Origin of the sequence: Streptomyces sp. MH60 (genome assembly GCF_002939385.1) — a bacterium.
Lineage (GTDB): Bacteria > Actinomycetota > Actinomycetes > Streptomycetales > Streptomycetaceae > Streptomyces.
The window spans coordinates 55,147-80,837 of record NZ_MULI01000020.1; the positions used below are offsets into that span (position 1 = coordinate 55,147).

Annotated in this window: 27 protein-coding genes; 15 read left to right on the forward strand and 12 right to left on the reverse strand. The window is 72.4% G+C overall.

Annotated elements, in window-relative coordinates:
• Positions 1-42: 42 nt before the first annotated feature.
• The 4 genes from BZZ08_RS15505 to BZZ08_RS15520 all read left to right on the forward strand — a co-directional run bounded on the left by BZZ08_RS15505 (position 43) and on the right by BZZ08_RS15520 (position 4,881).
• Positions 43-1,947 (forward strand): SpoIIE family protein phosphatase, encoded by a 1,905-nt coding sequence (locus tag BZZ08_RS15505; protein WP_198601489.1) that lies wholly within the window; start codon positions 43-45, stop codon positions 1,945-1,947.
• 260 nt (positions 1,948-2,207) lie between these two features.
• The gene (locus BZZ08_RS15510) at positions 2,208-2,786 is read left to right on the forward strand and encodes a hypothetical protein (protein ID WP_104632803.1); all 579 of its coding nucleotides are present in this window, start codon (positions 2,208-2,210) and stop codon (positions 2,784-2,786) included.
• A gap of 112 nt (positions 2,787-2,898) precedes the next feature.
• Positions 2,899-3,579, forward strand: coding sequence for a class F sortase (locus BZZ08_RS15515; RefSeq protein ID WP_198601490.1), 681 nt, complete (start codon positions 2,899-2,901; stop codon positions 3,577-3,579).
• 150 nt (positions 3,580-3,729) lie between these two features.
• Complete coding sequence (locus BZZ08_RS15520) at positions 3,730-4,881, forward strand: SchA/CurD-like domain-containing protein (RefSeq protein WP_104632804.1); 1,152 nt, start codon at positions 3,730-3,732, stop codon at positions 4,879-4,881.
• Positions 4,882-4,960: 79 nt separating this feature from the next.
• Here the strand turns inward: BZZ08_RS15520 and BZZ08_RS15525 are convergent, their stop codons facing one another.
• Entirely contained in the window at positions 4,961-5,989 is a 1,029-nt protein-coding gene (locus tag BZZ08_RS15525; RefSeq protein ID WP_104632805.1) for a methyltransferase, read from the reverse strand.
• A gap of 64 nt (positions 5,990-6,053) precedes the next feature.
• On the reverse strand, positions 6,054-7,124 hold the full coding sequence (locus BZZ08_RS15530) for a right-handed parallel beta-helix repeat-containing protein (protein WP_104632806.1): 1,071 nt from the start codon (positions 7,122-7,124) through the stop codon (positions 6,054-6,056).
• A 144-nt stretch (positions 7,125-7,268) separates the two neighbouring features.
• Between BZZ08_RS15530 and BZZ08_RS15535 the strand changes: the two genes are divergently transcribed.
• Together BZZ08_RS15535 and BZZ08_RS15540 are read left to right on the forward strand one after the other, a co-directional pair.
• A complete protein-coding gene (locus BZZ08_RS15535) occupies positions 7,269-8,063 on the forward strand; it encodes a restriction endonuclease (RefSeq protein ID WP_104632848.1) in 795 nt (264 codons plus the stop codon).
• A 74-nt stretch (positions 8,064-8,137) separates the two neighbouring features.
• On the forward strand, positions 8,138-8,674 hold the full coding sequence (locus BZZ08_RS15540) for a cysteine hydrolase family protein (protein WP_052840335.1): 537 nt from the start codon (positions 8,138-8,140) through the stop codon (positions 8,672-8,674).
• Between the two features lie 42 nt (positions 8,675-8,716).
• Here the strand turns inward: BZZ08_RS15540 and BZZ08_RS15545 are convergent, their stop codons facing one another.
• On the reverse strand, positions 8,717-9,208 hold the full coding sequence (locus BZZ08_RS15545; protein WP_104632807.1) for a DUF5949 family protein: 492 nt from the start codon (positions 9,206-9,208) through the stop codon (positions 8,717-8,719).
• A 104-nt stretch (positions 9,209-9,312) separates the two neighbouring features.
• Positions 9,313-10,002 carry a FadR/GntR family transcriptional regulator gene (locus tag BZZ08_RS15550; RefSeq protein WP_241965484.1) on the reverse strand — a complete coding sequence of 230 codons (690 nt, stop codon included), beginning with the start codon at positions 10,000-10,002 and terminating at the stop codon, positions 9,313-9,315.
• 153 nt (positions 10,003-10,155) lie between these two features.
• Between BZZ08_RS15550 and BZZ08_RS15555 the strand changes: the two genes are divergently transcribed.
• The 3 genes from BZZ08_RS15555 (at position 10,156) to rpfE (ending at position 13,086) form a co-directional block, all read left to right on the forward strand.
• Positions 10,156-11,085, forward strand: a complete 930-nt coding sequence (locus tag BZZ08_RS15555; protein ID WP_104632849.1) for a dihydrodipicolinate synthase family protein — start codon at positions 10,156-10,158, stop codon at positions 11,083-11,085.
• A gap of 66 nt (positions 11,086-11,151) precedes the next feature.
• On the forward strand, positions 11,152-12,624 hold the full coding sequence (locus BZZ08_RS15560) for a sialate:H+ symport family MFS transporter (protein ID WP_104632809.1): 1,473 nt from the start codon (positions 11,152-11,154) through the stop codon (positions 12,622-12,624).
• Positions 12,625-12,720: 96 nt separating this feature from the next.
• Positions 12,721-13,086, forward strand: coding sequence for a resuscitation-promoting factor protein RpfE (gene rpfE, locus BZZ08_RS15565; RefSeq protein WP_104632810.1), 366 nt, complete (start codon positions 12,721-12,723; stop codon positions 13,084-13,086).
• Between the two features lie 67 nt (positions 13,087-13,153).
• On the opposite strand, the gene BZZ08_RS15570 is transcribed toward rpfE, so the two are convergent.
• The 8 genes from BZZ08_RS15570 to BZZ08_RS15600 form a co-directional block, all read right to left on the reverse strand.
• Positions 13,154-14,473, reverse strand: a complete 1,320-nt coding sequence (locus tag BZZ08_RS15570; protein ID WP_104632811.1) for an LLM class flavin-dependent oxidoreductase — start codon at positions 14,471-14,473, stop codon at positions 13,154-13,156.
• Positions 14,470-15,246: an ABC transporter ATP-binding protein gene (locus BZZ08_RS15575; RefSeq protein ID WP_104632812.1), complete on the reverse strand. Its 777-nt coding sequence runs from the start codon at positions 15,244-15,246 to the stop codon at positions 14,470-14,472. The genes BZZ08_RS15570 and BZZ08_RS15575 overlap by 4 nt, the downstream gene beginning before the upstream one ends.
• Positions 15,222-16,079, reverse strand: coding sequence for an ABC transporter permease (locus BZZ08_RS15580; protein ID WP_104632813.1), 858 nt, complete (start codon positions 16,077-16,079; stop codon positions 15,222-15,224). The genes BZZ08_RS15575 and BZZ08_RS15580 overlap by 25 nt, the downstream gene beginning before the upstream one ends.
• Entirely contained in the window at positions 16,076-17,152 is a 1,077-nt protein-coding gene (locus BZZ08_RS15585) for an ABC transporter substrate-binding protein (protein ID WP_104632814.1), read from the reverse strand. The genes BZZ08_RS15580 and BZZ08_RS15585 overlap by 4 nt, the downstream gene beginning before the upstream one ends.
• Before the next feature lie 48 nt (positions 17,153-17,200).
• Positions 17,201-17,275, reverse strand: a complete 75-nt coding sequence (locus BZZ08_RS40100) for a putative leader peptide (protein WP_352146619.1) — start codon at positions 17,273-17,275, stop codon at positions 17,201-17,203.
• An 86-nt stretch (positions 17,276-17,361) separates the two neighbouring features.
• A complete protein-coding gene (locus BZZ08_RS15590; RefSeq protein WP_104632815.1) occupies positions 17,362-18,201 on the reverse strand; it encodes an ABC transporter ATP-binding protein in 840 nt (279 codons plus the stop codon).
• 215 nt (positions 18,202-18,416) lie between these two features.
• Entirely contained in the window at positions 18,417-19,145 is a 729-nt protein-coding gene (locus BZZ08_RS15595) for a S1 family peptidase (RefSeq protein WP_198601491.1), read from the reverse strand.
• A gap of 173 nt (positions 19,146-19,318) precedes the next feature.
• Positions 19,319-20,071, reverse strand: a complete 753-nt coding sequence (locus BZZ08_RS15600) for a sulfite exporter TauE/SafE family protein (protein WP_198601492.1) — start codon at positions 20,069-20,071, stop codon at positions 19,319-19,321.
• Positions 20,072-20,403: 332 nt separating this feature from the next.
• Between BZZ08_RS15600 and BZZ08_RS15605 the strand changes: the two genes are divergently transcribed.
• From BZZ08_RS15605 to BZZ08_RS15630, 6 genes are all read left to right on the forward strand, one after another.
• Positions 20,404-21,594: an ATP-binding protein gene (locus BZZ08_RS15605; RefSeq protein ID WP_104632817.1), complete on the forward strand. Its 1,191-nt coding sequence runs from the start codon at positions 20,404-20,406 to the stop codon at positions 21,592-21,594.
• Positions 21,591-21,992 carry a roadblock/LC7 domain-containing protein gene (locus BZZ08_RS15610; RefSeq protein ID WP_030183598.1) on the forward strand — a complete coding sequence of 134 codons (402 nt, stop codon included), beginning with the start codon at positions 21,591-21,593 and terminating at the stop codon, positions 21,990-21,992. The genes BZZ08_RS15605 and BZZ08_RS15610 overlap by 4 nt, the downstream gene beginning before the upstream one ends.
• On the forward strand, positions 21,989-22,366 hold the full coding sequence (locus tag BZZ08_RS15615) for a DUF742 domain-containing protein (RefSeq protein WP_104632818.1): 378 nt from the start codon (positions 21,989-21,991) through the stop codon (positions 22,364-22,366). The genes BZZ08_RS15610 and BZZ08_RS15615 overlap by 4 nt, the downstream gene beginning before the upstream one ends.
• On the forward strand, positions 22,341-22,934 hold the full coding sequence (locus BZZ08_RS15620; protein WP_104632819.1) for a GTP-binding protein: 594 nt from the start codon (positions 22,341-22,343) through the stop codon (positions 22,932-22,934). The genes BZZ08_RS15615 and BZZ08_RS15620 overlap by 26 nt, the downstream gene beginning before the upstream one ends.
• 15 nt (positions 22,935-22,949) lie before the next feature.
• Positions 22,950-24,299 carry a cytochrome P450 gene (locus BZZ08_RS15625; RefSeq protein ID WP_104632820.1) on the forward strand — a complete coding sequence of 450 codons (1,350 nt, stop codon included), beginning with the start codon at positions 22,950-22,952 and terminating at the stop codon, positions 24,297-24,299.
• 207 nt (positions 24,300-24,506) lie between these two features.
• Positions 24,507-25,634 (forward strand): tryptophan dimethylallyltransferase family protein, encoded by a 1,128-nt coding sequence (locus tag BZZ08_RS15630; RefSeq protein ID WP_104632821.1) that lies wholly within the window; start codon positions 24,507-24,509, stop codon positions 25,632-25,634.
• Positions 25,635-25,691 lie beyond the last annotated feature (57 nt).

Genomic DNA, 25,691 nt, shown 5'->3' on the forward strand with positions numbered 1-25,691 from the left:
GGGAACCTGGCGGGAGGACGGCATCGGAAGGCTGTGAGGGTCGTGACGTCACGCTGGGCCGGCCCCCGGGACGGCGAGGAACCGGGCCACGACACGTCGGACGGGACGGACGGCGCGCCGGAGCCCGACTTCGCCCGCGCCGTCCTGCGCGCCCTGGGCGCCGGAGTCCTCACCCTCGGCCCCACCGCCCGGATCACCTCGGTGAACCCTTGGGCCGAGCACCTGCTGGGACGGTCGGAGCAGGAGATGCTCGGGCACGACGCGCACGACCTCCTGCACCGGCATGCCGACGGCAGCCCCGTGCCGCGCGAGCGCTGCGCACTGCGCCGCCCCCTGCACGGGGTGCCCGCCGAGGAGGGGAGCGACGAGTACTTCCAGCGGGCCGACGGCACCACGGTCCCCATCATCTGGGCCACCACCCCCTTGGTCCGCGGGGGACGGCAGGAAGGGCTGGTGCTCGTCTTCCACGACTTCAGCCTGCACCGCAGCGCCGCCGAGGAGACCCAGGCACGGACCACCGCCCTGGAGAACCTCACCGCCCAGTTGCACCTGGTCGCCGAGATCTCCACCGTGCTGGTCCCCACCGAGCGCACCTCCACCACCCTGCGCCGCCTCGTGCGGCTGCTGGTGCCGGAACTGGGCCAGTGGGCGGCGGTCGAGGTCTTCTCGGGCCAGTCGGACGTACTGGAGCGGGTGGCCGTCCGCAGCAGCGACCAGCCGGGCCGGGCCAGAGCACTGCGCGGACCCATGACCTCGCTGCCGGACCAGGCCCGCGCCGCGCTGACCCTGCTCCTCAAGGGCGACCGGCCCGTCCCGCTCGGCGCCGACCAGCTGTTCCACGACCCGGAGCACCCGCTCGCCGCCACCCACCGGGTGCTGTTCGAACGGCTCGGCGGCCACGCGGCCGTCGTCGTCCCCCTCCGCACCCGGCAGCGGTCCTACGGAATCCTGACCGTGGCCCGCGCCGGAGGGCGCCCCGCCCACACCGAGGCGGAGATCGCCCTGCTGGCCGACATCGGCCGCCGCGTCGGAATGGTCCTGGACAACGCCCGGCTGTACCACGAGCAGCAGAACGTCGCCGAGACCATGCAGCGCCAGCTCCTGACCCCGCTCCCGCAGGTCGACCACCTCCGGATGGCCGCCCGCTACTGGCCCGCCGAGAGCGCCATGGAGGTCGGGGGCGACTGGTACGACGCCTTCCTCCTCGGCGACGGCGTGATGGCCCTGGTCATCGGGGACGTGGTCGGACACGACCTGCAGGCCGCCGCCCACATGGCCGAGGTCCGCAACATGCTGCGCGCCCTCGCCTGGGACCACCAGGAGCCGCCCAGCGTGATCATGCGCCGCCTGGACGAAGCCGTGACCAACACCAGCGACGCGCCCATGGCCACCCTCGTCTTCGCCCGCGTCGAAGGCGCCGAGGGCGGCCCCTGGCGGCTGCACTGGGTGAACGCCGGCCACCCACCGCCCCTGCTGGTCACACGGGACGGCGAGACGCGCTTCCTGGAGGGCGGCCACGGCCCGCTCATCGGCATGAGCGCCACCCTGCGCCTCGGCCTGAACTGGCCCGACACGCGTGAGGACCTCCCGCCGGAGAGCCTCCTGCTGCTCTACACCGACGGCCTGGTGGAGAGCCGGGACCTCCCCATCGACGTGGGCATGGACCAGCTCCGCCACCACGCCGGCGTACTCGCCCGGCGGGTGGACAGGTGGAACGTCGACGACTTCTGCGACGAACTGCTCGCGCGCATCGCGCCCCGCGGGGACGACGTCGCCCTGCTCGCCCTGCGGGTGCCCGCCGCCGGCATGGGCGCCCCCGGCGACACCGAGCCGCCTCCGCCGCCCCAGTCCGGGCAGAGCGAGGCCGCCCCCGACCGGGCCGCGCCCGGCTCGCGGCGCCAGGAGGCCGAGGTGGGGGACCCGACCCACACGGAGCCGGAGGAGTAGCGGACCAGGGGCCGCGGGCGGGGGTGGCAGGCCGCCCCGGGGTGACACCCCGTCCGGACCGGCCCAACTCCGCAGCCGTCCGGGACCAGTTCACAGGCCCCGGGGAAGCGTTCCCGGCACCCGAACGGGCGGGGTGTTCACCCGGCTGAGCGCCTTGAGTGGTGCGAGACGGGCGGTGGGCTGACGGTGATTCACGTCGGGGCCGGGTCCCCTCAGCTGACGAAGCACCAGCTGCCCGGTCGTGACGGAAGGAACCTCAGATGCGTTCTGCTCGCATGCTCCTGACCACGGCGGCGGCCTCGGCCGTCTTCGTCCTCGGCGCCCCCGGTGCCTACGCGGCGGCCGGTGGCGACTGGGACCACGACGACTCTTCCTACAGCAAGGAGCACGACAACGGAAGCAAGCACGACGAGCCGCGCGGCGGAATGCACACCGGCGGTGGCGCGCTCGCCGCGGTGACCGAGGGCGACTGGGACCACGAGGACGCGTCCTCCGGCAAGGAGCACGACAACGGAGGCAAGCACGAGGACGGAAGCAAGCACGACGAGCCGCGCGGCGGCATGCACACCGGCGGCGGTGCGCTGGCCGCGGTGAACGAGGGCGACTGGGACGGCGGCGGCCGCGAGTCCAAGGAAGGCGGCTCGCAGACCTACCGGCAGGACGAGGGCGAGAGCTCCCGGGGCGGCGGCGAGCACGAGAAGCCGCGCGGTGGCATGCACACCGGCGGTGGCGGCCTGGCCACGCCGACCACGACCGCCGGCGGGCTGGCCGTCCTGGCCGTCGCCGCGACCGGCCTCTACGCCGCCCGACGCAAGAAGTCGGCTCACGGAGTGGCTTAAGCCGTGCCGGGCGCGATAGCAGCCGGGCCGCCACCCAGGAACCACGGGGCGGCCCGGCTCGCCTCCCGCCCATCGTGTCCGCCCCCGCCGTGCTCCAGTGAGGTCGTCCCCGATGTCAGTCCCCCCTTCCGCCCCCGCCCCGGCCGACGACGAGACGACGACCGGTCAGGGTTCCCGCTCCGGCCTGATGGTGCTGTGCGCCGTGGCCCTGCTGATCCTCGCGGTGAGCCTGGTCGGCGGCAACGACACGTCCGCCGACTCCGCCCGCCCCCCGCTGCCCGCCCACCCCGGCACGACCGCCTCGTCCGCGCCGCCCGCGACCGGCGCGGCGGACTCCGCCCTGCCCCGGTCGAAACCGGTGCGCCTGCGGATCCCCGAGATCTCGGTCGACGCGCCCTTCACCGACCTCGCCATCGGCGACAAGGGGCAGTTGCAGCCGCCGCCCGCCGGCGACACCAACCTCGTCGGCTGGTACGCCAAGGGCACCTCCCCGGGCGAGAGAGGCACCGCGATCATCGCCGGGCACGTGGACACGAAGACGTCGGCCGCCGTCTTCGCCCGCCTCGACCAGCTCGACAAGGGCGACAAGTTCCGGGTCGAGCGCGCGGACGGGCGCGAGGCGACCTTCGTCGTCGACGACCTGGAGACCTTCGCCAAGGACGAGTTCCCCAGTGAACGCGTCTACGGCGACACCGACCGGCCCGAGGTACGGCTCATCACCTGTGCCGGCGACTACGACCACAAGGCCAAGGACTACACGGACAACCTGGTCGTCTTCGCGCACCTCGGCTGAGGCCGCGCCCCGGCCGGCCGCGGTGCCGGTCACCCGCGCAGTGCATCCCGGTCGCGCGCCGTCGGAGCCGGGCACAGGATCGAGGCAAGCCGGCGTCGCATCACCGCGGCCGACGTTCAGTTCCGCCCCCGCGAAGGAGATGTGCGCAGGATGACCACCACGTCCACCCCTGCTTCCGAACCGCTGACGCGACAGCTGTCGCACCAGGTCTCCCAGTCCGTGTTCGACGGCTCCCGCCTGCGGGTCGTCCTGCTGGTGGAGGTCTACGACGGAGCCCAGCAGCAGTTCCTCGAGACCTACGAGAACCTGCGCAGCCACGTCGAGTCCGTCCCCGGGCACATCGGCGAGCAGCTGTGCCAGTCCATCGAGAACCCCTCCCAGTGGCTCATCACCAGCGAGTGGGAGAGCGCGCCGCCGTTTCTGAACTGGGTGAGCAGCGAAGAGCACGTGCGGATGGTCAAGCCGCTGCACAGCTGTGTGCGGGACACCCGGTCGCTCCGTTTCCACGTGGTCCGCGAGACCGGCCGTCCGGCGGCGGGTGCCGATCCCTCCCGGGGCGGACTGCAGGCCGCGCCGCGCATCGGCGACGGCATCATCCGGCACGCGCTCACCTTCACGGTGAAACCGGGCGGTGAGGAGGCGGTCGGCAAGATCCTCGCCGACTACGCCTCGCCCGAGCCGCGGGTCGACGACACCACGCGACTGTGCCGCACGTCCCTGTTCCTGCACGGCAACCGGGTGGTGCGGGCGATCGAGGTGCGGGGCGACCTGCTCGCCGCGCTGCGGCACGTGGCCGAACAGCCCGAGGTGCGGGCCGTCGAGGAGGCCATCAACCCGTACCTGGAACAGGACCGGGACCTCGGCGACCCGGAGTCCGCCCGGGTGTTCTACACGCGGGCGGCGCTGCCCGCCGTCCACCACGTCACCGCGGGGGAGCAGCGGGGCGAGGCGCAGCGGCACGCGCTGTCGTACCCGGCCCGGCCGGGCTGCGGCATGCGGCTGGCCCAGCTGCTCGCCGAGCACGACGAGGCGGCGGCCAGGGATCCGCGCAGCCTCGTCCTGTGCAGCACCATCTTCCAGCGCGACGACGTCGTGGTGCGGCTGGTCGACGTACGCGGCGACCTCCACGACGGCGAACCCGCGGTGACCCTCGGTCTGCCGGACGCCGGCCGGGTGTCCGAGCTGACGACCCTGCTGGACGGCTTCACGGACGCCGGTTCCCCGACGGGCGGCGGACTCGTCCGCGCGCTGGAGGGCGCCCGGATGGAGCTGGTCACCGACCGGCGCGCGCCGGACGCCTGAACGGCCCGCACCCACGCGTCGGCCGCCGCACCGCCCAAGGGCGGTCCGGCGGCCGACGCGTGTGCGTGCGGGGGTCGGCTCACTCAGGCACGGTGCAGTCGAAGGCGTGCAGGTACGGGTTGACCGGGCGGATGTCGTCGATGACGAGTCCCGCCTCGGTCAGCCGGCCGACCATGCTGTCGGTGGTGTGCTTGGCACCGCCGACGTTGAGGAGCAGCAGCAGGTCCATGGCGGTGCTGAAACGCATCGACGGTGTGTCGTCGACGAGGTTCTCGATGACGACGACCCGCGCCCCCGGGCCGCCCGCCGCCATGACGTTGCGCAGCGCGCGGGCGGTGCTGTCGTCGTCCCACTCCAGGATGTTCTTGATGACGTACACGTCGGCCCGCACGGGGATGGCCTCGCGGCAGTCGCCCGGCACGATGCGGACGCGGTCCGCGAGCGCGCCGCCCTCGCGCAGCCGGGGGTCGGCGTTCTCCACCACCCGCGGCAGGTCGAGCAGGGTGCCCTGCATGGTCGGGTACTTCTCCAGCAGGCTCGCCACCACGTGTCCCTGGCCGCCGCCGATGTCGGCGACCGAGGTGCTCGCCGACAGGTCGAGGAGGGCGGCGACGTCCTGGGCGGACTGCCGGCTGGACGTCGTCATGGCACGGTTGAAGACCTCGGCCGACTGGGGCGCGTCCTCGTTGAGGTAGGTGAAGAACTCCTTGCCGTACAGGCCCTCGACGACGTTGGAGCCGGTGCGCACCGCCTCGTCGAGCAGGGGCCAGGCGTCCCAGGTCCACGGTTCGGTGCACCACAGGGTGATGTTGCGCAGGCTGTGCGGGTCGTCTTCGCGCAGCAGGCGGGACATGTCGGTGTGCGCGAAGGTCCCGTTCCGGTGCTCGGTGAAGACGCCGTAGCAGGTCAGGGCGCGCAGCAGTCGGCGCAGCGGCTTGGGCTCGGTCTTCACCGCGGCCGCGAGGTCCTCCACGGCCATGGGGGTGTCGCCGAGGGCGTCGGCGACGCCGAGCCGTGCGGCCGCGCGGAGGGCGGCGGCACATGCCGCCCCGAACACGAGCTCCCTCAGCCGCATGGGCGGGGGTGGGGCAGTCTGTGCGGTCGTCATGTGCCGCTTTCCTTCCTTCTTCGGTCCACGGGCCTTCTTCGGTCCACGGGTGGTTACGGCCGGCTCAGCACAGGCCCGCGGGCTTGGAGGCGCCGCAGGTGTTGCCGCTGAAGGTGTTGCTCTTGCCGGTGTCGCCGGTCCCGGCGTTGACCAGGTCGGCGGGGGAGTTCGCGCTCAGCCGGTTGCCGTTGACCTCGTTCTTCGAGTTGGCGGCGCCCACCATGCTCGAGGCCAGGACGATGCCGCCGGACATCGATGACTTGCCCGAGTTGCCCTCGACCGTGTTGTCGGCGACCAGCACCTTCTCGACGCCGGTCAGCACGATGCCGGAGCCCTGGAGCGCCTCCAGCCGGTCGGTCTTCGGGCAGGACTTGTTGTTGCGCACGATGTGGTTGTCGCGCACGACCAGGTCACCGGCCTTGGGCGCGTTCTCGTCGCCGACGACGAACACACCGGCGCAGTTGCCGGTGATGTGGTTGCCCGCGACGGCGAGGTTGCGCAGGCGCCGGACGGTGACGCCGATCCGGTTGCCCTCGAGCCGGTTGTGCGCGACGAGGGTGCCCTCGGTGTCGGCGGCGCCCTCCTCGGTCTTGACCGTGTTGGCGAGGAAGACGCCCGCGTCGCCGTTGTCGCGGGCGGTGTTGCCGCGGATGATGCCGTGGACCGACCGCTCCTGGGCGATGCCCCAGACGCCGTTCTTCACCGCGTTCACGTTCCGGACCGTCAGCCCGTCGGTGGCCATCGAGAACACACCGGTACGGGTGAAGCCGGTCACCGTCAGGTCGGAGACGGTGATGCCCTTGACGTTCTCGTCCTTCGTGCCGATCACGCAGATGCCGTTGCCGCCCTCGGCGCACGTGTTGGCGGCCGCCTTCTTGGTGCTGGGCCTGATGACCGTGGAGCGGCCCATGCCCCGCAGGGTGAGACCGGGGGTGCTGACCTTCACGCTCTCGTGATAGGTGCCGGTGGTGACGAGAACGGTGTCACCAGCCTTGGCGGCGTCCACCGCCTTCTGGATCGATTCTCCGGGGTGGACCAGGTGGGTCCTGGGGACGGAGGACGCCGGGGCCGCGCCGAGCCCCGTCCCGATCATGGCTGCGGTGCACACCAGGTACACGACATGGCATTTCTTCATATTCCGAAAGATATGCCGGGAATATTCCCGGACGGCTCGGATGAGCCATCCGACGGCGTGTCATGAACGAACGCTGAACGGGTGGTTCTTGGGCACAAGGCGTACGTGATCTTCATGTCGGCCACCCGGGAAGGAACGACCAACGTGACCGTGCCTGAACGCCATGTCCGTGGCGGACGTGTGAGGCGTCGCTTCGACCTCCGGGCGACGACCGTGACGTTCGCCCTCGCCGCCGTCGCCCTGGTCCTGGTGGGATGGGTCGTGCGCATGGCGTTCGACGTGGCGCAGCGGCGGCCGGCCTGGGTGTTCGTCCTGGTGCTCGGTGTGGTCACGGCCGCCCTCCTGCGCCGGAGCGCGCGGAGACGGGGCTCCGCCGCGCGGGCGGCCCTTCGTACCACGGACGCCTTGGCGGCGGCCACGGCGACGGCGCTCGACGAACTGGAGCAGGGGCGCGCGGCGGAAGGGAGGGAGCACGCGTGCGCCGAGGAGGCCACCGTGGTGGTCCGCGCCGAGCACGAGGAGCTCAGCCCCGACGAGTTCGAGGAGGCGATAGCGGACCTGTGCAGGCGCGACGGCTGCACCGAGGTCGAGGTCGTGGGCGGGGCGGGCGATCTCGGCGCCGACGTGCTGGCGGTGGCTCCCGACGGCCGGCGGGTCGTCATCCAGTGCAAGCGCTACGGCGACGACAACAAAGTCGGCTCCCAGGACCTCCAGCGCTTCGGCGGCACCTGCTACACCGTGCACGGGGCCGACGTGGCGGTCCTCGTCACCAGCAGCGACTTCACCACACCGGCCGCCGACTACGCCGAGTGGTGCGGCATAGTCTGCGTGAACGAGGAGCAGCTGCGCGACTGGTGCGAGGGCGGGGGACCGGCGCCCTGGGAGCAGCTTCCACCGGAGGGGAACGGGACGGAGCCGTCCGGGCGGGCCTTGTGGTGAGACGGGCGGCCCACCGACCCGCGATCGGCGGGTGGAGAGGGGTTTCACCGCCGTCCGGTGGCAACCTGTGCGGCATGGGCAAGACCGCACTGATCGTCATCGACATGATCAACACCTACGACCACCAGGACGCCGAGTTCCTGATCCCCGCCGTGGAATCCGTGCTGCCGAACGTGACCGGCCTGCTGGACCGGGCCAGGCGGCAGGGCGTCCCCGTGATCTACGTCAACGACAACTTCGGGGAGTGGCGCTCGCACCACGGCGAGATCCTCGACAAGGCCCTCTCCGGGCCGCACTCCCGGCTCGTCGAGCCGCTGAAGCCGGACGAGTCCTCCCTCTTCGTGGTCAAGGCACGCCATTCGGTGTTCTTCGAGACCCCGCTGACCTATCTGCTGCACCAGCAGGGGATCGACCGGCTCGTGCTGTGCGGGCAGGTGACCGAGCAGTGCGTGCTCTACTCGGCGCTGGACGCCCACATCCGCCATCTGCAAGTCATCGTTCCGCGTGACGCGGTAGCCCACATCCACGCCGACCTGGCGGACGCGGCGCTGCGCATGATGGAGCGGAACATGGGCGCCCGGGTGTGCGACAGCGGCGAGTTGTGGACGTGAGACGCCTCGCCGCCGCGCCGTGGGCGGGGCACGCGCCGGGTGTCAGCTCCGCAGGCTGCGCACGGGCAGGACGAGCTGCGCCGCAGAGGAGAGCGTGTCCTCGTGGTTGGCGAACGCGGCGACCGCCGCACCGTCGCCCGGCTCGCCCCCGGACCACGGGCGCGTGGCGAAGATGAGACAGGCGTATCCCTGCCGGTCGACCGCCGCCCGCCACTGAGGGGTGGGAACGAACTGGGCGTTGACCCCCGGCATGGTGAGGGCCGCCGCGCCCGGCACGACGAGCAGGCCGATCGGCAGGTCGGGCAGGACGGTGGCGTCCAGGACGGTGTCGCCACCCACCGCGATTCCGGCGCGGCTCAGCAGCCCCTCGACGGCGGCCGGGGCCGCCTCCGGGCCGCCCTCCCCGTCGCCGAGGGAGCAGGCGAGGAGGAAGGGGACGTCGCCGTCGGGCGTCGCACGGCTCCAGCACATGATGACGAGCGTGCCGAGGTCGGCGGTTCGCAGGGGGCGCGGGTCAGTGGAGATCGAGGTCACCGCGAAACGGTAAGCGCGCGCGGCGACGCGTCCGCCCGGCCGTCACCCGACTGGGCGACACCCTCGCGCTTCTTCACACGAACGAGGGGCGTCCGCCGACCCGGTCAGTGCTGGGACAGCCGCCCGCGGATGTCGTCGAAATGCCGGTGCACGGCCGTCTCCGCGGCCTCCGCGTCACCGGCGCGCACGGCCTCGACGATCCTGGCGTGCATCCGGGCCAGTTCCTCGCCGTCGGCCGCCGCGCCGATCCCCCGCGCCTGCGCGCGCACCCGGTGGAAGGCGCTCCAGAAGGCGTCGAGCAGCTCGCTGAGCAGGTCGTTGTCGAGCGAGCGGTGCAGTACCCGGTGGAAGGCGCGGTCGGTGCGGGACGCGATCTCGCCGCCCTCGCGCACCTCCGTGTGCATCGTCTCCACCAGCGCGTCCAGCTCGGCCAGATCCTCCTCGGGCAGCCGCCCGGCGAGCCGGTGCATGAGTCCCGCCTCCAGGGCCTCGCGCAGTTGCAGCAGTTCGAGCAGGCTGCCGTGGCCCCGGCGGTGCCCGACCACCGTGCGGAACGCCATGGCCTCGGTCATCGGCTCCAGCGACATGGTCCCGACATAGGTCCCGAAGCCGCGGCGGATCTCGACGATGTGCATGGCCTGGAGGGACTTGAGCGCCTCCCGCAGCGAGTTGCGGCTGACGCCGAAACGCTCCATCAGCTCCGTCTCGGTGGGCAGCGGGTCACCGGGACCCAGGCCCCGTTCGACGATCAGCTCCTTGATCTTCTCCTCGGCGTCGGCGGCGACCGAGCCCATGTGACGTCCCCTCTCGACCCTTGACATCCCCTGCTCTGCCATGTGTCACTCTAACAGGACGTGGGACATCCTACGTCCCCCGTCACCAGGGGCTTCGGTGTGCTGCTGCCCGCCGCGGTCCCGGGACGGGGACAGCGCGACCTGGAGTACCGCATGCCCGTCCCCATGCCGCTGAGCGGCGTCGTCCCCCCGGTCATCACCCCCCTCACCCCGCAGGGGGAGGTGGACACCGCCTCCGTGCGCCGGCTCACCGAGCACCTGATCACGGCCGGGGTGCACGGACTGTTCCTGCTGGGATCCAGCGGCGAGGCCGCCTACCTCACCGACGCCCAGCGGCTGACCGCGCTGGAGGCCGCCGTGGACGCCGCGGCGGGCCGCGTCCCCGTCCTCGCCGGGATCATCGACACCACCACGGCCCGCGTCCTCGACCGCGCGGCCGACGCGGTCCGGGCGGGCGCCGACGCCCTCGTGGCCACGGCGCCCTTCTACACCCGCACCCACCCCGTGGAGATCGCCGACCACTTCCGGCGCGTCCGCGAGGGAGCCGCCCTGCCGCTGTTCGCCTACGACATCCCCGTCGCCTTGCACACCAAGCTGCCCCGCGACCTGGTCCTCGGCCTGGCCGGGGACGGCACCCTCGCCGGGCTCAAGGACTCCAGCGGCGACGAGGGCTCCCTGCGCCGCCTGCTGGTCGAACTCCGCCGCCGCGCCCCCGGTTTCACCGTGCTCACCGGCTCCGAACTCACCGTCGACGGCGCGCTGCTCGCCGGCGCCGACGGCGTCGTGCCCGGCCTCGGCAACGTCGACGCCCACGGCTACGTACGCCTCTACGCGGCCGCCCGGGCCGGGGACTGGGCGGCCGCCAGGGCCGAACAGGACCGGCTCGCCGCCCTGTTCGCCCTCACCGACGCGGGCGATCCCGCGCTGATGGGCGGCAGCTCCAGCGCGCTCGGCGCCTTCAAGGCCGCGGCCCACCTGCTGGGCCTCATCGACTGCCCGGCCACCGCCGCACCGCAGGTACCGCTCGACGCGCCGGCCGTGGCCCGGGTCCGCGACCGGCTCGCCGAGGCCGGACTCCTCTGACCCCCCGGTCCCGCCCGCCCCCGCATCCGTCCGCGACGCGCGTCTCCCCACCCGCTTAGGATCGCCATGTCATCTGCGCGCACCACCCCGACCTCCCGGCCCTGGTACCGCGAGATCACCCGGGAGAAGTGGAAGTCCTTCTTCGCCGCCTGGATCGGCTACCTCCTCGACGGCTTCGACTTCGTCCTCATCACCCTCGTACTGACCGAGATCGCCGACGACTTCGGACTGTCGACCGTCGAGTCCGCCAGCCTCGTCTCCGGAGCCTTCATCACCCGCTGGCTGGGCGGCGCGGTGCTCGGCGCGCTCGGCGACCGGTTCGGCCGCAAGAGCGCCATGGTGGCCAGCATCCTGCTCTACTCGGTCGGCACCTTCGCCTGCGGCTTCGCCTGGGACTACACCAGCCTGTTCACGGCCCGCCTGCTGATCGGCATGGGCATGGCCGGCGAGTACAGCGCCAGCGCCACCTACGTCCTGGAGAGCTGGCCCGCCCGGCTGCGCAACCGCGCCTCCGGCTTCCTCATCTCCGGCTTCTCGCTGGGCGGCGTCCTGGCGGCCGAGGTCTACGAACACGTCGTGCCCGGACACGGCTGGCGCTGGCTGTTCTACATCGGCCTGTTCCCCGTCGTCGTCGCCCTGTGGGTACGCCGGGCGCTGCCCGAGGCCGACGACTGGGAGGCACGGGTGGGGGCCACCGGTGAACGGCCCAACCCCTTCCGGCCGCTGTTCGCGGGCCGCCGCCGGGCGACGGTCAACACGGTGCTCGCGGTCGTCGCCACGGGTTCGCTCTTCGCGGTGTTCACCCCGCTCGGCGCGGGCGCCGTGCCCGTCCTGTCCGTCCTGGCGACGGCCTGTCTCGTCGCCTTCGCGGTGCAACTGGGGGGCCGCAAGCGGTGGGTGCTGTTCGTCGCGCTCTGCGTCACCGTCTTCTGCGCCTTCCTCTACAGCTGGCCGGTCCAGGCACTGCTGCCCACCTACCTCAAGACCGAGCTGGGCTTCACCCCGGCACAGGTCAGCGACGCGCTGTACTACGCCGGGTTCGGCACGATGGCGGGCTGCGTCGTCACCGGCTTCGTCGGCGACCGGTTCGGCACCCGCAGGGCGTACGCCTGCACCCTGGTGGTGGGCATCGCCTTCGTCTTCCCCGTCTTCGCGATCCGGGACAGCCAACTCCAGCTGGGCATCCTGCTGTTCCTGATGCTCGCCTGCATGCAGGGCATCTCCGGGCTGCTGCCCAAGTTCGTCGCCGGGCACTTCCCGACCGAGTCCCGGGCCGCTTCCCTGGCCTTCACCTACAACGTCGGCGCGCTGGGCGGCGCCGTCGCCCCGGTGCTCGGTGCCAAGCTCGCCTCGACCATGTCCCTGGGCCAGTCGCTCGCCGTGCTCACCTTCTCGCTGACCCTCGTGGTGATCGTGCTGATCGGCTTCGACGTCCCGAGCCGCCTCAACCGGCTCGTCGACAAGGAGGCGGTCCCGGACTACCTCGCCGCCGAGGCGGCGGTGCCGGACGGCGCGGGGCGCGTACGGTCGGCGCCGTGAAACGGGCGACGGGCGGGGGACGAGGTGTGCTCCGACTGGCCCAAGACGCGGCCGCCGGTACGGCGGCGGGCGGTCACCTGGTGTAACAGTCATCGTATGATCTGTAGACGAAATGATCGTCAGAGCGACGTGCGCGGTTCGCGTGGCCGCAGGATCCGCACCGCCGCGGTGACCCTGGTCGCCGCCACCGCCCTCGGCGCGACCGGTGAAGCGGTGGCCGCGCCGTCGGTGCCCCTGCGCACCGACTGGGACGCCATCGCCGCGTGCGAGTCCAGCGGCAACTGGCAGGCGAACACCGGCAACGGCTACTACGGCGGGCTGCAGTTCGCGCGGTCCAGCTGGATCGCGGCCGGCGGCCTCAAGTACGCCCCGCGGGCGGACCTCGCCAGCCGCGCCGAGCAGATCGCCGTGGCGGAACGCCTGGCCCGTATGCAGGGGATGTCCGCCTGGGGCTGCGCCTGACAGGGGAGCCGCGTGGCGGCCCCGGACTCGCGTGCGCCGCTGTGCCCGGGGCCGCGTTCGCCCACCCTCAGCGGACGGGTTCGGCGGCGGGCCGCGGCAGGCCGTAGTGCTCGCGCAGCGTGGTCCCCTCGTACGCGGCGCGGAACAGGCCCCGTCCCCGCAGGACGGGCACCACCTGGTCGGCGAAGAGGTCGAAGCCCCCGGTCAGCCAGGGCGGCATGACGTTGAAACCGTCGGCCGCCCCGTGCTCGAACCACTCCTGGAGCTGGTCGGCGACCTGTTCGGGTGTCCCGGTCACCACGCGGTGGCCACGGGCGCCCGCGAGACGGTGCAACAACTCGCGCACCGTGGGCTGTTCACGGTCGATGATGTCCAGGACCAGCCGGAAGCGGCTGCCGTTGCCGCGCTCGCCCCGGGTCTCGATGAGCCGCCGGGGCACGGGACCGTCCAGCTCGGCGGCGCTCAGCTCCAGGCCCAGCAGGCGCCGCAGCAGCTGGAGCGAGTACTCGGGCTGGGTGAGGTCGTCGAACTCCTGGTGCAACGCCCGTGCCTCCGCCTCGGTCGAACCGATGAAGGGGCTGATGCCGGGCAGTACGAGCAGCCGGTCCGGGTCGCGGCCGAGCGCCCCGGCCCGCGCCTTGAGGTCGGCGTAGAACTCTTGACCGCCGCGGAGCGTCTGGTGTGCCGTGAACACGGCCTCGGCGTACGCGGCGGCGAAGGAGCGGCCGTCCTCGGACGATCCCGCCTGGACGTACACCGGGCGGCCCTGCGGGGAGCGGGGGAGGTTCAGGGGCCCGCGCACCTTCAGCCGGGGGCCCGTGTGGTCGATCTCGTGGATGCGGTCGGTGTCGGCGAACAGGCCGGACTTCTGGTCGGCGACGAGTGCCTCGTCCTCCCAGCTGTCCCACAGCTTCGTCACCACCTCCACGAACTCCCGGGCGCGTTCGTACCGTTCGGCGTGCACCGGGTGCTCGTCGAGGCCGAAGTTCCCGGCGGCCTGCGGGGCGCCGGTGGTGACGATGTTCCAGCCGGCCCGGCCCCCGCTGAGGTGGTCGAGGGAGGAGAAGAGCCGGGCCAGGTTGTACGGCTCCGTGTACGTGGTCGAGGCGGTGGCGATCAGGCCGATGCGTTCGGTGGCCGCGGCGACGGCCGACAGCCAGGTGAACGGTTCGAGCCGGAAGCGGCTGGCGTAGCGCACGTTGTCCGCCAGGGACGGCCCGTCGGCGAAGAACACGGCGTCGAAGGCGGCCGCTTCCGCCCGCCGGGCGAGGTCCTGGTAGAAGCCGATGTCCAGGAGGCGTTCCGGGTCGGTGCCGTGGTACCGCCAGGCGGCCTCGTGGTGTCCGCCCGGGTAGACGAACAGGTTCAGACGCAGTGTCCGGCTCATGCCGCCCTCTCCTCCTCGGCGTTGGTGATGTCCTCGGTGACGTCCACGCCCAGGTGGGCGAGCAGCCGGCCGCGCAGGGCCGCGTACGCGGTGCCGCCGGGGCCGCGCGGCGCCGGGAGCGCCACGGGAAGGTCGGCCGCGATCCGGCCCCGGTCCAGCACCACGACCCGGTCGGCGAGCGCGATGGCCTCGTCGACGTCGTGGGTGACGAGCAGCACGGCGGGCCGGTGCCGCTCGCACAGCCGCCGCAGCAGGGTGTGCATCCGCGTGCGGGTCAGCGCGTCCAGCGCGCCGAACGGCTCGTCCGCGAGGAGCAGTTGCGGCTCGCGCACCAGGGAGCGGGCGAGCGAGACACGCTGCTGTTCGCCGCCCGAGAGCTCCACGGGCCAGGCCCGTTCGCGCCCGGCGAGCCCGACCTCGGCGAGCGCCTCGCGCCCCCGGTCCCCGGCGAGCGGGCCGGACAGGCCCAGCACGACGTTGTCGAGCAGCCGCTTCCAGGGCAGCAGCCGTGCGTCCTGGAAGACGACGGACACATGCTCGGGAGCGGTGAGGTCCCCGCTGCCCGCCACCTCGTGGTCGAGTCCGGCCAGGGCCCGCAGCAGCGTGCTCTTGCCGGAGCCGCTGCGGCCGAGGAGCGCCACGAACTCACCGGCCGCGATGGACAGGTCGAGCCCGTCCAGCACCCTGCGGTCGCCGAAGGACCGCACCAGGTTCTCGATGCGGACCGCCGCGCGGTCCCCGGTCGTCCTCAGCCCGCCAGCGTGCGCCGCCATGACAGGGCCCTCCTCTCCACGAGCCGTACGAGTGCGTCGGAGGCCAGGCCGAGCAGGCCGTACACGACGAGGCCGACGATGATGACGTCGGTCTGCCCGTACGTCCGCGCAAGCTCCATCATGTAGCCGATGCCGCTGGTGGCGTTGACCTGCTCCACCACCACCAGGGCCAGCCAGGCCGAGGTCACCGCGAACCGCATGCCGAGCAGGAAGCCGGGCAGGGCGCCGGGGAGGACGACGTGCCGGACGAAGGCGAACCGGCCCAGGCGTACCGTCTCGGCGAGTTCCGCGTAACGGCTGTCGATGGTGCGCAGCCCGTTGTGCGTGTGGATGTAGACCGGTACGAGAACACCGAGGGCGATCGTGACGACCTTCATCGTCTCGCCGATGCCGAACCAGAGGATCAGCAGCGGGATCAGGGCGAGCGAGGGAATGGACCGCTTGATCTGCACCGGGCCGTCGATCACCGCCTCGCCGACGCGGCTGAGACCGGAGACGAGTGCGAGCACCAGCCCGGCCGCGACCCCGAACAGCAGGCCCAGAAGGGCGCGTTGGGCGGAGGTGCCGAGGTGGGACTGGAGCTTGCCGCTGTCGACGAGATCGCCGGCGGTAGTGGCGATGGTCCACGGTGCCGGGAGGCTGCGGACGTCGAAGAGACCGAGTCCCGAGCCCGCCGCCCAGAGGACGAGCAGCAGCACCGGGCCGATCGCCCAGCCGTACGGGACGGGCCTGCCGGGCCCCGGGCGCCCGCGGCGGGAGTGACGGGGGCGGACCGCGGCCGGTGCGGGCGGCGCCGCCGGCGGTGCCTGCTCGTCCAGGGTCGTGGCGCTCATGACGGCGTCCCCTCACCGGCGACGGCCCGCGCCGCCACCGCCTCGTAGCGGCGGTCGAAGAGCAGGCCCGCGTCGAACGGTTCGCGGTCCTGCTCCTCGGCCAGCAGGTCGATGGTCCGCTGCTGCCGGTGGACGGCCTCGGTCCAGTCGGCGGGAAGGTCCGGATGGCCGGCTCGCCGCACGAGGTACTCGCCGTCCTCGCGGTCCAGACCCTGGTCCTTCACGTAATAGCCCGCGACCCATTCCTTCGGGTGCCGGTCGATCCATATCTGGGCCCGCGCCCAGAACTTCACGAGTTCACGGACGGCCGCCGACTTGCGTGCGTCGGCGACGGAGTCGGTCAGCGCCCACAGGTGTGCCGGGTCGTCCCGGAGCCCGTGCCTGATGGTCGAACCGCCCTCCTTCCCGTAGTTCGCCAGATAGCGCTTGATGTTGACGTCCGCGAGGGGGGCGGCGTCCACCTGGCGGTTGCCCAGCGCGGTGGGATAGACGTCACCGGTGCTCGCGAGTTCGACCAGCTCGACGTCCTGCTGGGTGAGCCCGGCCTTCTGGAGGATGCGCAGCACCAGCGCGCCCTGGGCCTGCCCGGGGCTGTAGGCGATCTTCTTCCCGCGCAGGTCCGCGAGGGTCCTGATGCCGGAGCCCGGGGCCGTGCCCAGTTCGTAGATGGGGTTCTTGAGCGGATCGGTGCGGAACCTCACCGCCACGAGCTTCGTGTCGAGGCCCGTCCAGTGCGCGTTGATCGACGGGATGTCCGCGGCCGAGCAGACGTCGAGCGCGTCGGCGCGGAAGGCCTCCGAGCACTGGGGGCCGCCGCTGATGTTGGCCCACTTCACCTTGAAGGGCAGTTCGTCGATCTGGCCCGACAGTTCGAGGGCGACCTTGAGGTCGGGCGCCCCGACCGTGAGCGTGGTGTCGCGGGCGACCGCGGCCGGGATCCGCTCTTTCGAGACGTCCCTGGCGTCCGCCGTGGACCCGGCCCGGGCCACGCAGGAGGCGAGGGCGAACGGGAGGGCCAGTGCGGCCAGGACGGAACGGCGCCGGAATCCGGACAGGGGTGTGCGAGAGGTCATGACGGCCTTCACGGGATACGGGAGAAAGGGGCAGTCGGGCGGTGGGGTTCAGCTACACACCGCGGTGGCGACGCGCATCAGATCGATGGCGCGCCGCTTCGTGAACTGCCGGGATGTCCGCATGCCGTGGACGCTAACCAGGGGGTGAAACCCGGTCAAGGGCTACCGGAGGGCTCCACCGGTAGTGCAACGACACCTTCGTGGGCGTGTCATGTTCCGGAAACGCGGCGGCCCGAGTACGCCGACCAGCGGCCGTCGCGCCGGGCCACCGTGATGTCCCGGCCGAAGCAGGCGGTCAGCAGGGAGTCGGTCAGGACCTCGTCCACCGCACCCCGGGACAGGATCCGGCCCTCGCGCAGCAGCAGGGCGTGGCTGACGGCCGGGAACAGCTCCTCCAGATGGTGGGTGACCGTCACGGTGGCCAGCTGCGGCCTCCCCTCGGCCAGTTGGTGCATCGCCTCGACGAGGTCCTCGCGGGAGGGCAGGTCCAGAGCGTTGAACGGCTCGTCCAGGAGCAGCAGGGCCGGATCGGCCATCAGCGCCCTGGCGATCAGGACCCGCGCCCGCTGACCGCCCGAGCAGACGCCGTAGGGCCGGTCGGTCAGCTCCTTGACGCCCAGCTCGGTCAGGAGGTCGCGGGCGCGCAGGCGGACCTCGTCGTCGTATGTGCGCCACAGGGGCTGCACGGTGCCGCTGTGGCCGGTGAGCACGACCGCGTGGGCGGTGAGGTCCTGCGGCACCCGCTGGGCGGAGTTGACGTGGCCGATGCGCGCCCGCAGCTCACGGACGTCCACCCGGCCGAGCCGGCTGCCGAGGACCTCGACCGTGCCCGTGGTGGGGTGCATGAGCGCGCCGAGCAGCCGCAGCAGGGTGGTCTTCCCGGCGCCGTTGGCCCCCAGCAGCGCCCAGTGTTCGCCCGGCCGGACCGTCCAGTCGACGGCGTCGAGGATCAGCTGGTCGGTCGTGAAGCGGCGCACGCTCACGTCCTGGAGCCGGAGCACGGCCGCCTCGTGCTCGTCCGTCCGGGAGCTGGCTGTCTGGCCGGTCATGCCGTGACTCCTTCGCGCGCGTACACCCCTGGGTCGTTCACCCAGAACACTAGATGTACTCGCCACACGCCTGCCGGGCCGTCCGTTCCCCGGACGGTGAGCGGCGGCATCGGGGGCGTCCGCGGCGGCACTCGGGGAGCGGGCGAACGCGGGGGTCCCGCGGCCGCCTCCGCGGTGGCGGGGCGGGCGCGGGACCGGCGCGGGGGCGGGAGGGATCAGACGCCCGCCACCGACTGGATCCAGGAGCGGTAGGCGGTCACGTTGGTGTACGCCGTGGTGCTCTGCCGGTCGCTGGTCGAGGCGACGCCCACCTGGACGCCGCCGGCCGTCATCGGACCGCCGGAGTCGCCGCCCGCGGTGATGCCGTCGACGGGCCGGGCACATATCGCCTGGCCGTAGTAGGCGTCGTAGCAGCCCTGGGTGACGCTCACGTTGGCGACCTTGAGGTACTGGGACTGGCAGTTGATCTCCGAGCCGCAGCGGGAGGTCGCTCCCCAGCCGTAGACCTGCACGGTCTGGCCGACCCGCACCGTGCCCGGCTGCCCGAGCCGCGCGTAGGAGGCGGAGACGGAGCGGTCGAGCCGGACGAGCGCGAGGTCCGCCGAGGGGCTGGTGACGGTCTGGACGCCGTTCGCCACCGTGCCGCCGGAGCCCTGGTCGAGGCTGCCGATGCGGAAGGACAGGTTGCCGCCGCTGACGCAGTGCTTGGCGGTGAGGATCCAGGTGGCGGAGATGATGGTCGAGGTGCAGGTCTGGGTGCCGTTGGAGAACAGCCTGGCCGCCCAGGGGGCGTTCTGCGCGTAGCCGCCGCCGATGATCGGCTGGGGGCCGCCGTCTCCGGGCCGGGGCTCGGCCGCCGAGGCGGACGGCGCGAGGGTGAGGGCGGACAGCAGCGCGGCCACGAGCGCGGCCAGCAGGGTGGGGACGAGTCTCGTTGTGCGCAAGGCTCCTCGATTCCGACGACACGCGCCTGGGCGCGTGCGGGTGTGTGGGGGGCGCCCACAGCATGTCGGGCCCGGCCGCCGCCCGAACAATCCCGGCTTCGCATAACGCGGCGTTATGCCGGGGGACGGGGCCGGGGCGGCGCACCGCGTTGCGGGGAGCGGTCGGCGAGGTCTCAGCGGAGCAGCAGTTGCACCAGGGCGACCGTGCCGACCGTCACGACCAGGCCCCGCAGGACCGCGGGACTGAAGCGGCGGCCCACCTTCGCGCCGACGTAGCCGCCGAGGCCCGAGCCGACGGCGAGGAGCCCCACGGCGGTCCACTCGAAGTCCGCGGCGAAGAGGAAGAAGAGCGCCGCGACGGTGTTGACGACGGCGGCGAGGACGTTCTTGGTCGCGTTGAGCCGCTGCAGGGGTTCGTCCAGGAGCATGCCCATCAGGGACAGGTAGATGATCCCCTGGGCGGCGGTGAAGTAGCCGCCGTAGACGCTGGCCAGCGTCAGGCCGGTGAAGAGCAGCGGGCCGCCGTCGCGGCGGGGGGAGGTGCCGTTGCGGGCCCGGCGGCGCTGGACCAGCCGGCCGATCTGCGGCTGGCACGCCACCAGCAGCAGGGCGAGGCCCACCAGGACCGGCACGATCGTCTCGAAGGCGTCGGCGGGCAGGGTCAGCAGGAGCGTGGCGCCCGCGAGGCCGCCCAGCAGCGCCCCGGACCCGAGTTTCAGGACGCGCCGACCCTGCCCGCGCAGCTCCTCGCGGTAGCCGATGGCCCCGCTGATGGAGCCGGGGATGAGGCCGAGCGCGTTGGAGACGGTGGCGGTGACCGGCGGCAGGCCCGTGGCCAGCAGCACCGGAAAGGTGATCAGCGTGCCGGAGCCCACGACGCTGTTGATGGCACCGGCCCCGACGCCCGCCGTGAACACCGCGGCCATGGCCTCCGGTGTCACCCCGTGCCGCCCGGCGCCGGGCCCGTACTCGGCCGGAAGGTGTCTTGTGCATCTTTCACGGGGCCGACTGTACCCACCGCCCAGGTCGGCGTGTCCGCCGGTCTCAACCGGTCAGCTGTGGGCACTTCTTGACGTGAATTCAGCTGATCATGCGGTGATACGATCACCGCGTTTGCGGAGCGGGCGGATGGGTGAAAGACGGCATCCCCGACGTAAGGGGCAGCCCGGGCAGCTACCCCCGGTGCGGGCAGTCCACCGGGCCGCCCGCACGGACGGGAATTCAGCAAGCCGGCTGTCAGTCGCCTGAAGAGAGTCTTATGACGGAATACACAGGGAACCCCTTGCTCTGGGTCGCCCTCGTCGCCCTCGTCGCCGCCGCCGTGCTCATCCGCCGCCAGCGCAAGGCGGCACGGGCGTTGCGGCAGCAGGTCCAGGGGCTCAGGGATCACTACACCGAGCTGGAGAACGATTACGGGAAGTCCGTGCAGGCCGCCCAGGAGCGCGCCGAGGACGAGACCAAGACGGTGCTGAAATCCGCGATGCGGACCCTTCAGGGCCTCGCCGCGGAACAGCAGCTGGTGCTCTCCCGACTGCAGAACAAGTACGGCGACTCGGCCCTCCTCCAGGACCTGCTGGAGATCGACCACACCAACTCGCAGTTCGGCCGGCGGGCCCAGTCCATCGCCGTGCTGTGCGACGGCTGGCTCGGCGGGCGGCGCGACACCGCCTCCGTCTACGACGTGGTGCGCAGCGCCCAGGGACGCATCCGGCACTTCCGCCGGGTGGACATCCTCTCCCAGGTCGACTTCGGCATCACCAGCCGGGCCGTCGAGCCGGTCGCGCTGGCCCTCGCCGAGCTGCTCGACAACGCCACCAGCTACTCCAGCCCGGACACCGTCGTCGAGATCAACATCCGGACCGTCCCCAAGGGCATCTGCGTCGTGGTCGACGACGCCGGTGTGGGCATGAGCGACGAGGAGCGGGCCCGCGCCGACAAGCTGCTCGCCACCGAGCGCGCCTCGGGCGTGGCGGGGCTCGGCAACCCGCCGCAGTTCGGCTTCGCCGTCATCGGCCTGCTGTGCGAACGATTCGGCTTCGAGGTGTCGGTGGACTCCTCCTCCCCCTACGGAGGTGTACGGGCGGTGGTCCTGCTGCCGCACGAACTGCTCACCGCGATGCCGGAGAAGAAGGCCCCCGCCCCCGCACCGGCCGCCCGCGGCACGGCCCGGCCGGTCCCGGACGGCGGACCGGAGGCCGCGTCGCTCGGCTCCTCCGAGACCGGCGACGGTCTGCCCCGGCGCCGCCGCAAGCGGCCGATGGCCATCGTGCCCGGCAGCGCCTCCGCCCCCCGCGCGGCGGGCCGCTCCGACTCCGAGCAGGCACAGGTCATGGGTGCCTTCCAGCGCGGAACGCAGTCCGGCCGGGTCTCCGAACCGGCGAGCCCGGACCACGCCGGCCGGACGAGCGAAACACCTGGTGCAAGCAGCGAAGGACATGAGGTCTCGTGAACGACGATCTGTCATGGATGCTCGACAGCGCCCTGGAGATTCCCGGGGCCCTGCACGCGGTCCTGATCTCCGCCGACGGCCTGCTGATGGCCCGGACGCAGGACTTCGACAAGGACGACGCCGACCGGGTCGCCGCCGCGATGAGCGGCGTGCAGTCGCTCAGCCGCACCCTCGCCTTCTTCTGTGAGGACCCCACCCAGACGTGGCGGCAGACGCTGGTCGAGTTCGACGGCGGCTGGGTGTTCCTGATCTCCGCGGGTGAGGGCGCCTACCTCGGCGTGTCCGCCTCCCCGGAGGTCGACATGGCGGACATCACCTTCCGGATGCAGCAGCTCGTGGCCCAGCTCGGCAAGCGGTTGACGACGCCGCCGCGCGAGAACCTGGGCGCCCGCTCATGACCGGCCACGACGGCTGGCAGCCCGAGGCGCCGGAATTAGTGCGGCCGTACGTCATCACCAAGGGCCGCGGCCTGCCCGACGAGGACGACCTCTCCCTCATCACCCTGGTCACCGCCTCCGCCGGGCAGCCGCAGCGGCCGGCCCGGCTGTCCCCCGAGGAGCAGAGCCTGCTCGAGCTCTGCTCCGCCGGCTACCTCTCGGTCGCGGAGATCGCCGGACACACCCACTTCCCGCTCGGTGTCGTGCGGATCCTGCTGGCCTCCCTGATGGAAGGCGGTCACCTCATGACCCGCCCGCCGGTGGCCCGCGCCCGCCTCGCGGACAAGGAGATCCTGGAGGAGGTGCTCAATGGGCTCCGCGCCAAGTTTGGATGAGCGGGACTACGTACGCGGGGGAGCGACCCAGACGGCGGTGAAGATCCTCGTCGTCGGCCACTTCGCGGTGGGCAAGACCACCCTCATCGGCTCCATCTCCGAGATAGAGCCGCTGTCCACCGAGGAGACGATGACGCAGGCCGCCGAGTCGGTCGACGACCTCAAGGGGGTCCACGGCAAGACCACCACCACGGTCGCCATGGACTTCGGTCGCCTCACCATCAGCGACCGCGTCGTGCTCTACCTGTTCGGCACCCCCGGCCAGCAGCGCTTCGTGCAGATGTGGGAGGACATGGCCCGCGGCGCGCTCGGCGCCCTGGTGCTGGTCGACCCGCAGCGGCTGGCTGACTCCTTCCCCGTGATCGACCTCATCGAGCACTACGGGCTCGACTACGCCATCGCCGTCAACCACTTCGACGGCACGCCGCTGCGCGACGAGCGGGCGCTGCGCGAGGCGCTCGACCTGCTCGACGACACCCCCGTCGTCACCTGCGACGCCCGCGACGAGAAGTCCTCGGCCGCCGCACTGACCACCCTCGTCCGCTACTTGCTGGACCGCACCCGCTAGGAGCTGGGAGCAGACATGAACGCCCACGACACCGCCCCGGTGCCGCCGCCCGGCTGCCCGGCCCACGGCTCCGGCGCCCGGGTGCCGCTGCACGGGCCGGAGTTCGCCGCCGACCCGCAGGCGTACTACGAGTACCTGCGCCACTACGGGGCCGCGGCCCCCGTCGAACTCGCCCCGGGCGTCGAGGCGACGCTGGTCACGGACTACGCGGCGGCGCTCCAACTGCTGCAGGACTCCAGCACCTTCCGCAAGGACGCGCGCCGCTGGCGGGCCTTCAACGAGGGCAAGGTGAGCCCGGACAGCCCCGTCGCGCCGCTGCTGGCCTACCGGCCCAACTGCATGTTCGCCGACGGAGCCGACCACCTCAGGCTGCGCCAGGCGGTCACCGACAGCATGGCGCGGGTGGACACCCGGCGACTGAGCCGCAGCACCGAGCAGATCTCCGGCTACCTCGTCTCCCAGTTCGGCGCCCGCGGCTCGGCCGACCTGCTCGGGGACTACGCCAAGCAGCTGCCGCTGTTCGTGTTCAACGAACTCTTCGGCTGCCCCGCCGACATCGGCGACCGGGTGCTGTTCGGCATCTCCGGCATGTTCGACGGGGTCAACGCGGAGAAGGCCACCGCGGTGCTCTTCCAGGCGGTGGGGGAACTCGTCGCGCTCAAGCGGCGCAAGCCCGGTGACGACGTCACCTCCTGGCTGATGCAGCACGAGGCCCGGCTCGACGACGAGGAGATGGTCCACCAGCTCGCCCTGCTGCTCGGGGCGGGAGCCGAACCCCTGCGCAACCTCCTCGGCAACACCCTGCACCGGCTCCTGACCCACGAGCGGTACGCCCGCGAGGGCGGGCTGATCGACGAGGCGCTCGACGACACGCTGTGGGAGAACCCGCCCATGGCCAACTACGCCCCGCACTACCCGGCCGCCGACACCGAACTCGCCGGACAGCACCTGCAGGCGGGCGAACTCGTCCTGGTCAGCTTCGCCGCCGCCAACACCGGCCCGGCCCTCAAGGCCTCCCGCCAGGCGGGCAGCAACCGCGCCCACCTCGCCTGGAGCGCCGGCCCGCACGCCTGCCCGTCCAAGGAACCGGCCCGGCACATCACGGTCACGGCCATCGAGCACCTGCTCAACGAACTGCCCGACGTCGAACTCGCCGTCCCCGAGGACAGCCTGACGTGGCGTCCGGGCCCCTTCAACCGGGCCCTGGCCACGCTTCCGGCCCGGTTCACCCCGGTGCGTTCCGCGCGGCGCGGCGCTCCGGCGCCGGTTACCGCGGGGGCAGAGCAGGAGAGGTCCGCGGGTGCGGCCCGTCCCGCCGAACACAAGGGAATGTGGAGCCAGTTCCTCAACTGGCTGACACGGTGATGTGCGCAACACCCTCCCAATCCGCCCCTTTCGCATGAAGATCGAACGGCACGGGTAGTGAGCAACGCGGTATTCGAGTTGCTTACGAGTCAAAGGAGGTGTCGTGGACCACATATCCACGAACGCCGCTTTCCCGGCGCCGAACCCACCGATACCCGCCCCCCGAGGCGGGTATCGCTTTGTGCGGCTCCGGCCGGGGACAGGCCGGTGACCGCCGCACCGAGGGGCACGGACCCGCGGGGCGCACCCACGCTCGGCTCCTTCACCGGGGGTCAGCTGCGAAGACTCGGCGCGGTCGCCCGCCTCTCCCGGACCGACGTCGAGACCTATGCACAGGTCCTGACCGACGCACTGGGCCCGGTGGCCGAGCGGCCACTGAGTCTGGCGCCGCCCGCCCGCACCTTCCTGTCCGACGACCACACCCCCGTCGAGTTCTCCCTCTCCTTCCGGCCGGACGCGGCACCCGCCATGCGGGTCCTCGTGGAACCGGGCTGCGGCGCAGACAGCCTGGCTCACAACGGCCGTGCCGGACTCGAGGCGATCCGGACCATGGCGCGGCGCTGGCACTTCACCACCGACGCCCTCGACGCACTCCAGGACCTGTTCCTGCCACCCGCTCCGCACGGCCCCCTCGCCCTGTGGTGCGCCCTGGAACTCAGGCCCGGCGGCGTACCCGGGGTCAAGGTGTATCTCAACCCGGCGGCACGTGGGGAGGAACGTTCCGCCGCGACGGTGCGCGAAGCCCTGAACCGGCTCGGGCACCGCAGGGCCTTCGACAGCCTGCCCCCGGGCAGCGGACACCCGTTCCTCGCCCTGGACCTCGGTGACTGGGCGGAACCCCGGGTGAAGGTCTACGTGCGCCACGACAACCTCACGGCCGGTCAGGCCGGGCGCCTGTCCCGGATGGACTCGGGCCCCGGGCCCGCGGCGGTCGAAGGCTTCTTCCGCACGGCCGCGGGCCTCGGACCGGACACGGCCGGGCTCGGCGGGCGGCCCGGCCTGTCCTGCCACTCCTTCACCGACACCGGCACCGCGCGGCCGAGCGGCTTCACCCTGCACATCCCCGTGAGGGACTACGTCCGGCACGATGGCGAGGCCCTGGCGCGGGCGACGAGAGTGCTGCGCCACCACGGCATGGACGCCTCCGTGCTCGACCGCGCCCTGGCCGCCCTCACCGCGCGGCGGCCCGAGGACGGGGTGGGCCTGATCGCCTACCTGGCCCTGGCCCACCAGCGGGACCGGCCGCCGCGGGTGACGGCGTACCTCTCCTCGGAGGCGTACGCGGTCCGGCCGCCGGCCGCGGAGACCGCCCGCCGGCCGCTGTCGGTCCGCTGAGCGGGCCGTCCGCACACGACAGGGCTCCCGGTGCGATCCACCGGGAGCCCTGTACGA

Bases quoted from the DNA above. Each gene is read 5' to 3' on its own strand.
- BZZ08_RS15510 (WP_104632803.1), top strand. From the start codon at position 2,208: ATGCGTTCTGCTCGCATGCTCCTGACCACGGCGGCGGCCTCGGCCGTC.
- BZZ08_RS15515 (WP_198601490.1), top strand. From the start codon at position 2,899: ATGTCAGTCCCCCCTTCCGCCCCCGCCCCGGCCGACGACGAGACGACG.
- BZZ08_RS15520 (WP_104632804.1), top strand. From the start codon at position 3,730: ATGACCACCACGTCCACCCCTGCTTCCGAACCGCTGACGCGACAGCTG.
- BZZ08_RS15525 (WP_104632805.1), bottom strand. From the start codon at position 5,989: ATGACGACCGCACAGACTGCCCCACCCCCGCCCATGCGGCTGAGGGAG.
- BZZ08_RS15530 (WP_104632806.1), bottom strand. From the start codon at position 7,124: ATGAAGAAATGCCATGTCGTGTACCTGGTGTGCACCGCAGCCATGATC.
- BZZ08_RS15540 (WP_052840335.1), top strand. From the start codon at position 8,138: ATGGGCAAGACCGCACTGATCGTCATCGACATGATCAACACCTACGAC.
- BZZ08_RS15550 (WP_241965484.1), bottom strand. From the start codon at position 10,002: ATGGGCTCGGTCGCCGCCGACGCCGAGGAGAAGATCAAGGAGCTGATC.
- BZZ08_RS15555 (WP_104632849.1), top strand. From the start codon at position 10,156: ATGCCCGTCCCCATGCCGCTGAGCGGCGTCGTCCCCCCGGTCATCACC.
- BZZ08_RS15560 (WP_104632809.1), top strand. From the start codon at position 11,152: ATGTCATCTGCGCGCACCACCCCGACCTCCCGGCCCTGGTACCGCGAG.
- rpfE (WP_104632810.1), top strand. From the start codon at position 12,721: ATGATCTGTAGACGAAATGATCGTCAGAGCGACGTGCGCGGTTCGCGT.
- BZZ08_RS15570 (WP_104632811.1), bottom strand. From the start codon at position 14,473: ATGAGCCGGACACTGCGTCTGAACCTGTTCGTCTACCCGGGCGGACAC.
- BZZ08_RS15575 (WP_104632812.1), bottom strand. From the start codon at position 15,246: ATGGCGGCGCACGCTGGCGGGCTGAGGACGACCGGGGACCGCGCGGCG.
- BZZ08_RS15580 (WP_104632813.1), bottom strand. From the start codon at position 16,079: ATGAGCGCCACGACCCTGGACGAGCAGGCACCGCCGGCGGCGCCGCCC.
- BZZ08_RS15585 (WP_104632814.1), bottom strand. From the start codon at position 17,152: ATGACCTCTCGCACACCCCTGTCCGGATTCCGGCGCCGTTCCGTCCTG.
- BZZ08_RS15590 (WP_104632815.1), bottom strand. From the start codon at position 18,201: ATGACCGGCCAGACAGCCAGCTCCCGGACGGACGAGCACGAGGCGGCC.
- BZZ08_RS15600 (WP_198601492.1), bottom strand. From the start codon at position 20,071: ATGGCCGCGGTGTTCACGGCGGGCGTCGGGGCCGGTGCCATCAACAGC.
- BZZ08_RS15605 (WP_104632817.1), top strand. From the start codon at position 20,404: ATGACGGAATACACAGGGAACCCCTTGCTCTGGGTCGCCCTCGTCGCC.
- BZZ08_RS15615 (WP_104632818.1), top strand. From the start codon at position 21,989: ATGACCGGCCACGACGGCTGGCAGCCCGAGGCGCCGGAATTAGTGCGG.
- BZZ08_RS15620 (WP_104632819.1), top strand. From the start codon at position 22,341: ATGGGCTCCGCGCCAAGTTTGGATGAGCGGGACTACGTACGCGGGGGA.
- BZZ08_RS15625 (WP_104632820.1), top strand. From the start codon at position 22,950: ATGAACGCCCACGACACCGCCCCGGTGCCGCCGCCCGGCTGCCCGGCC.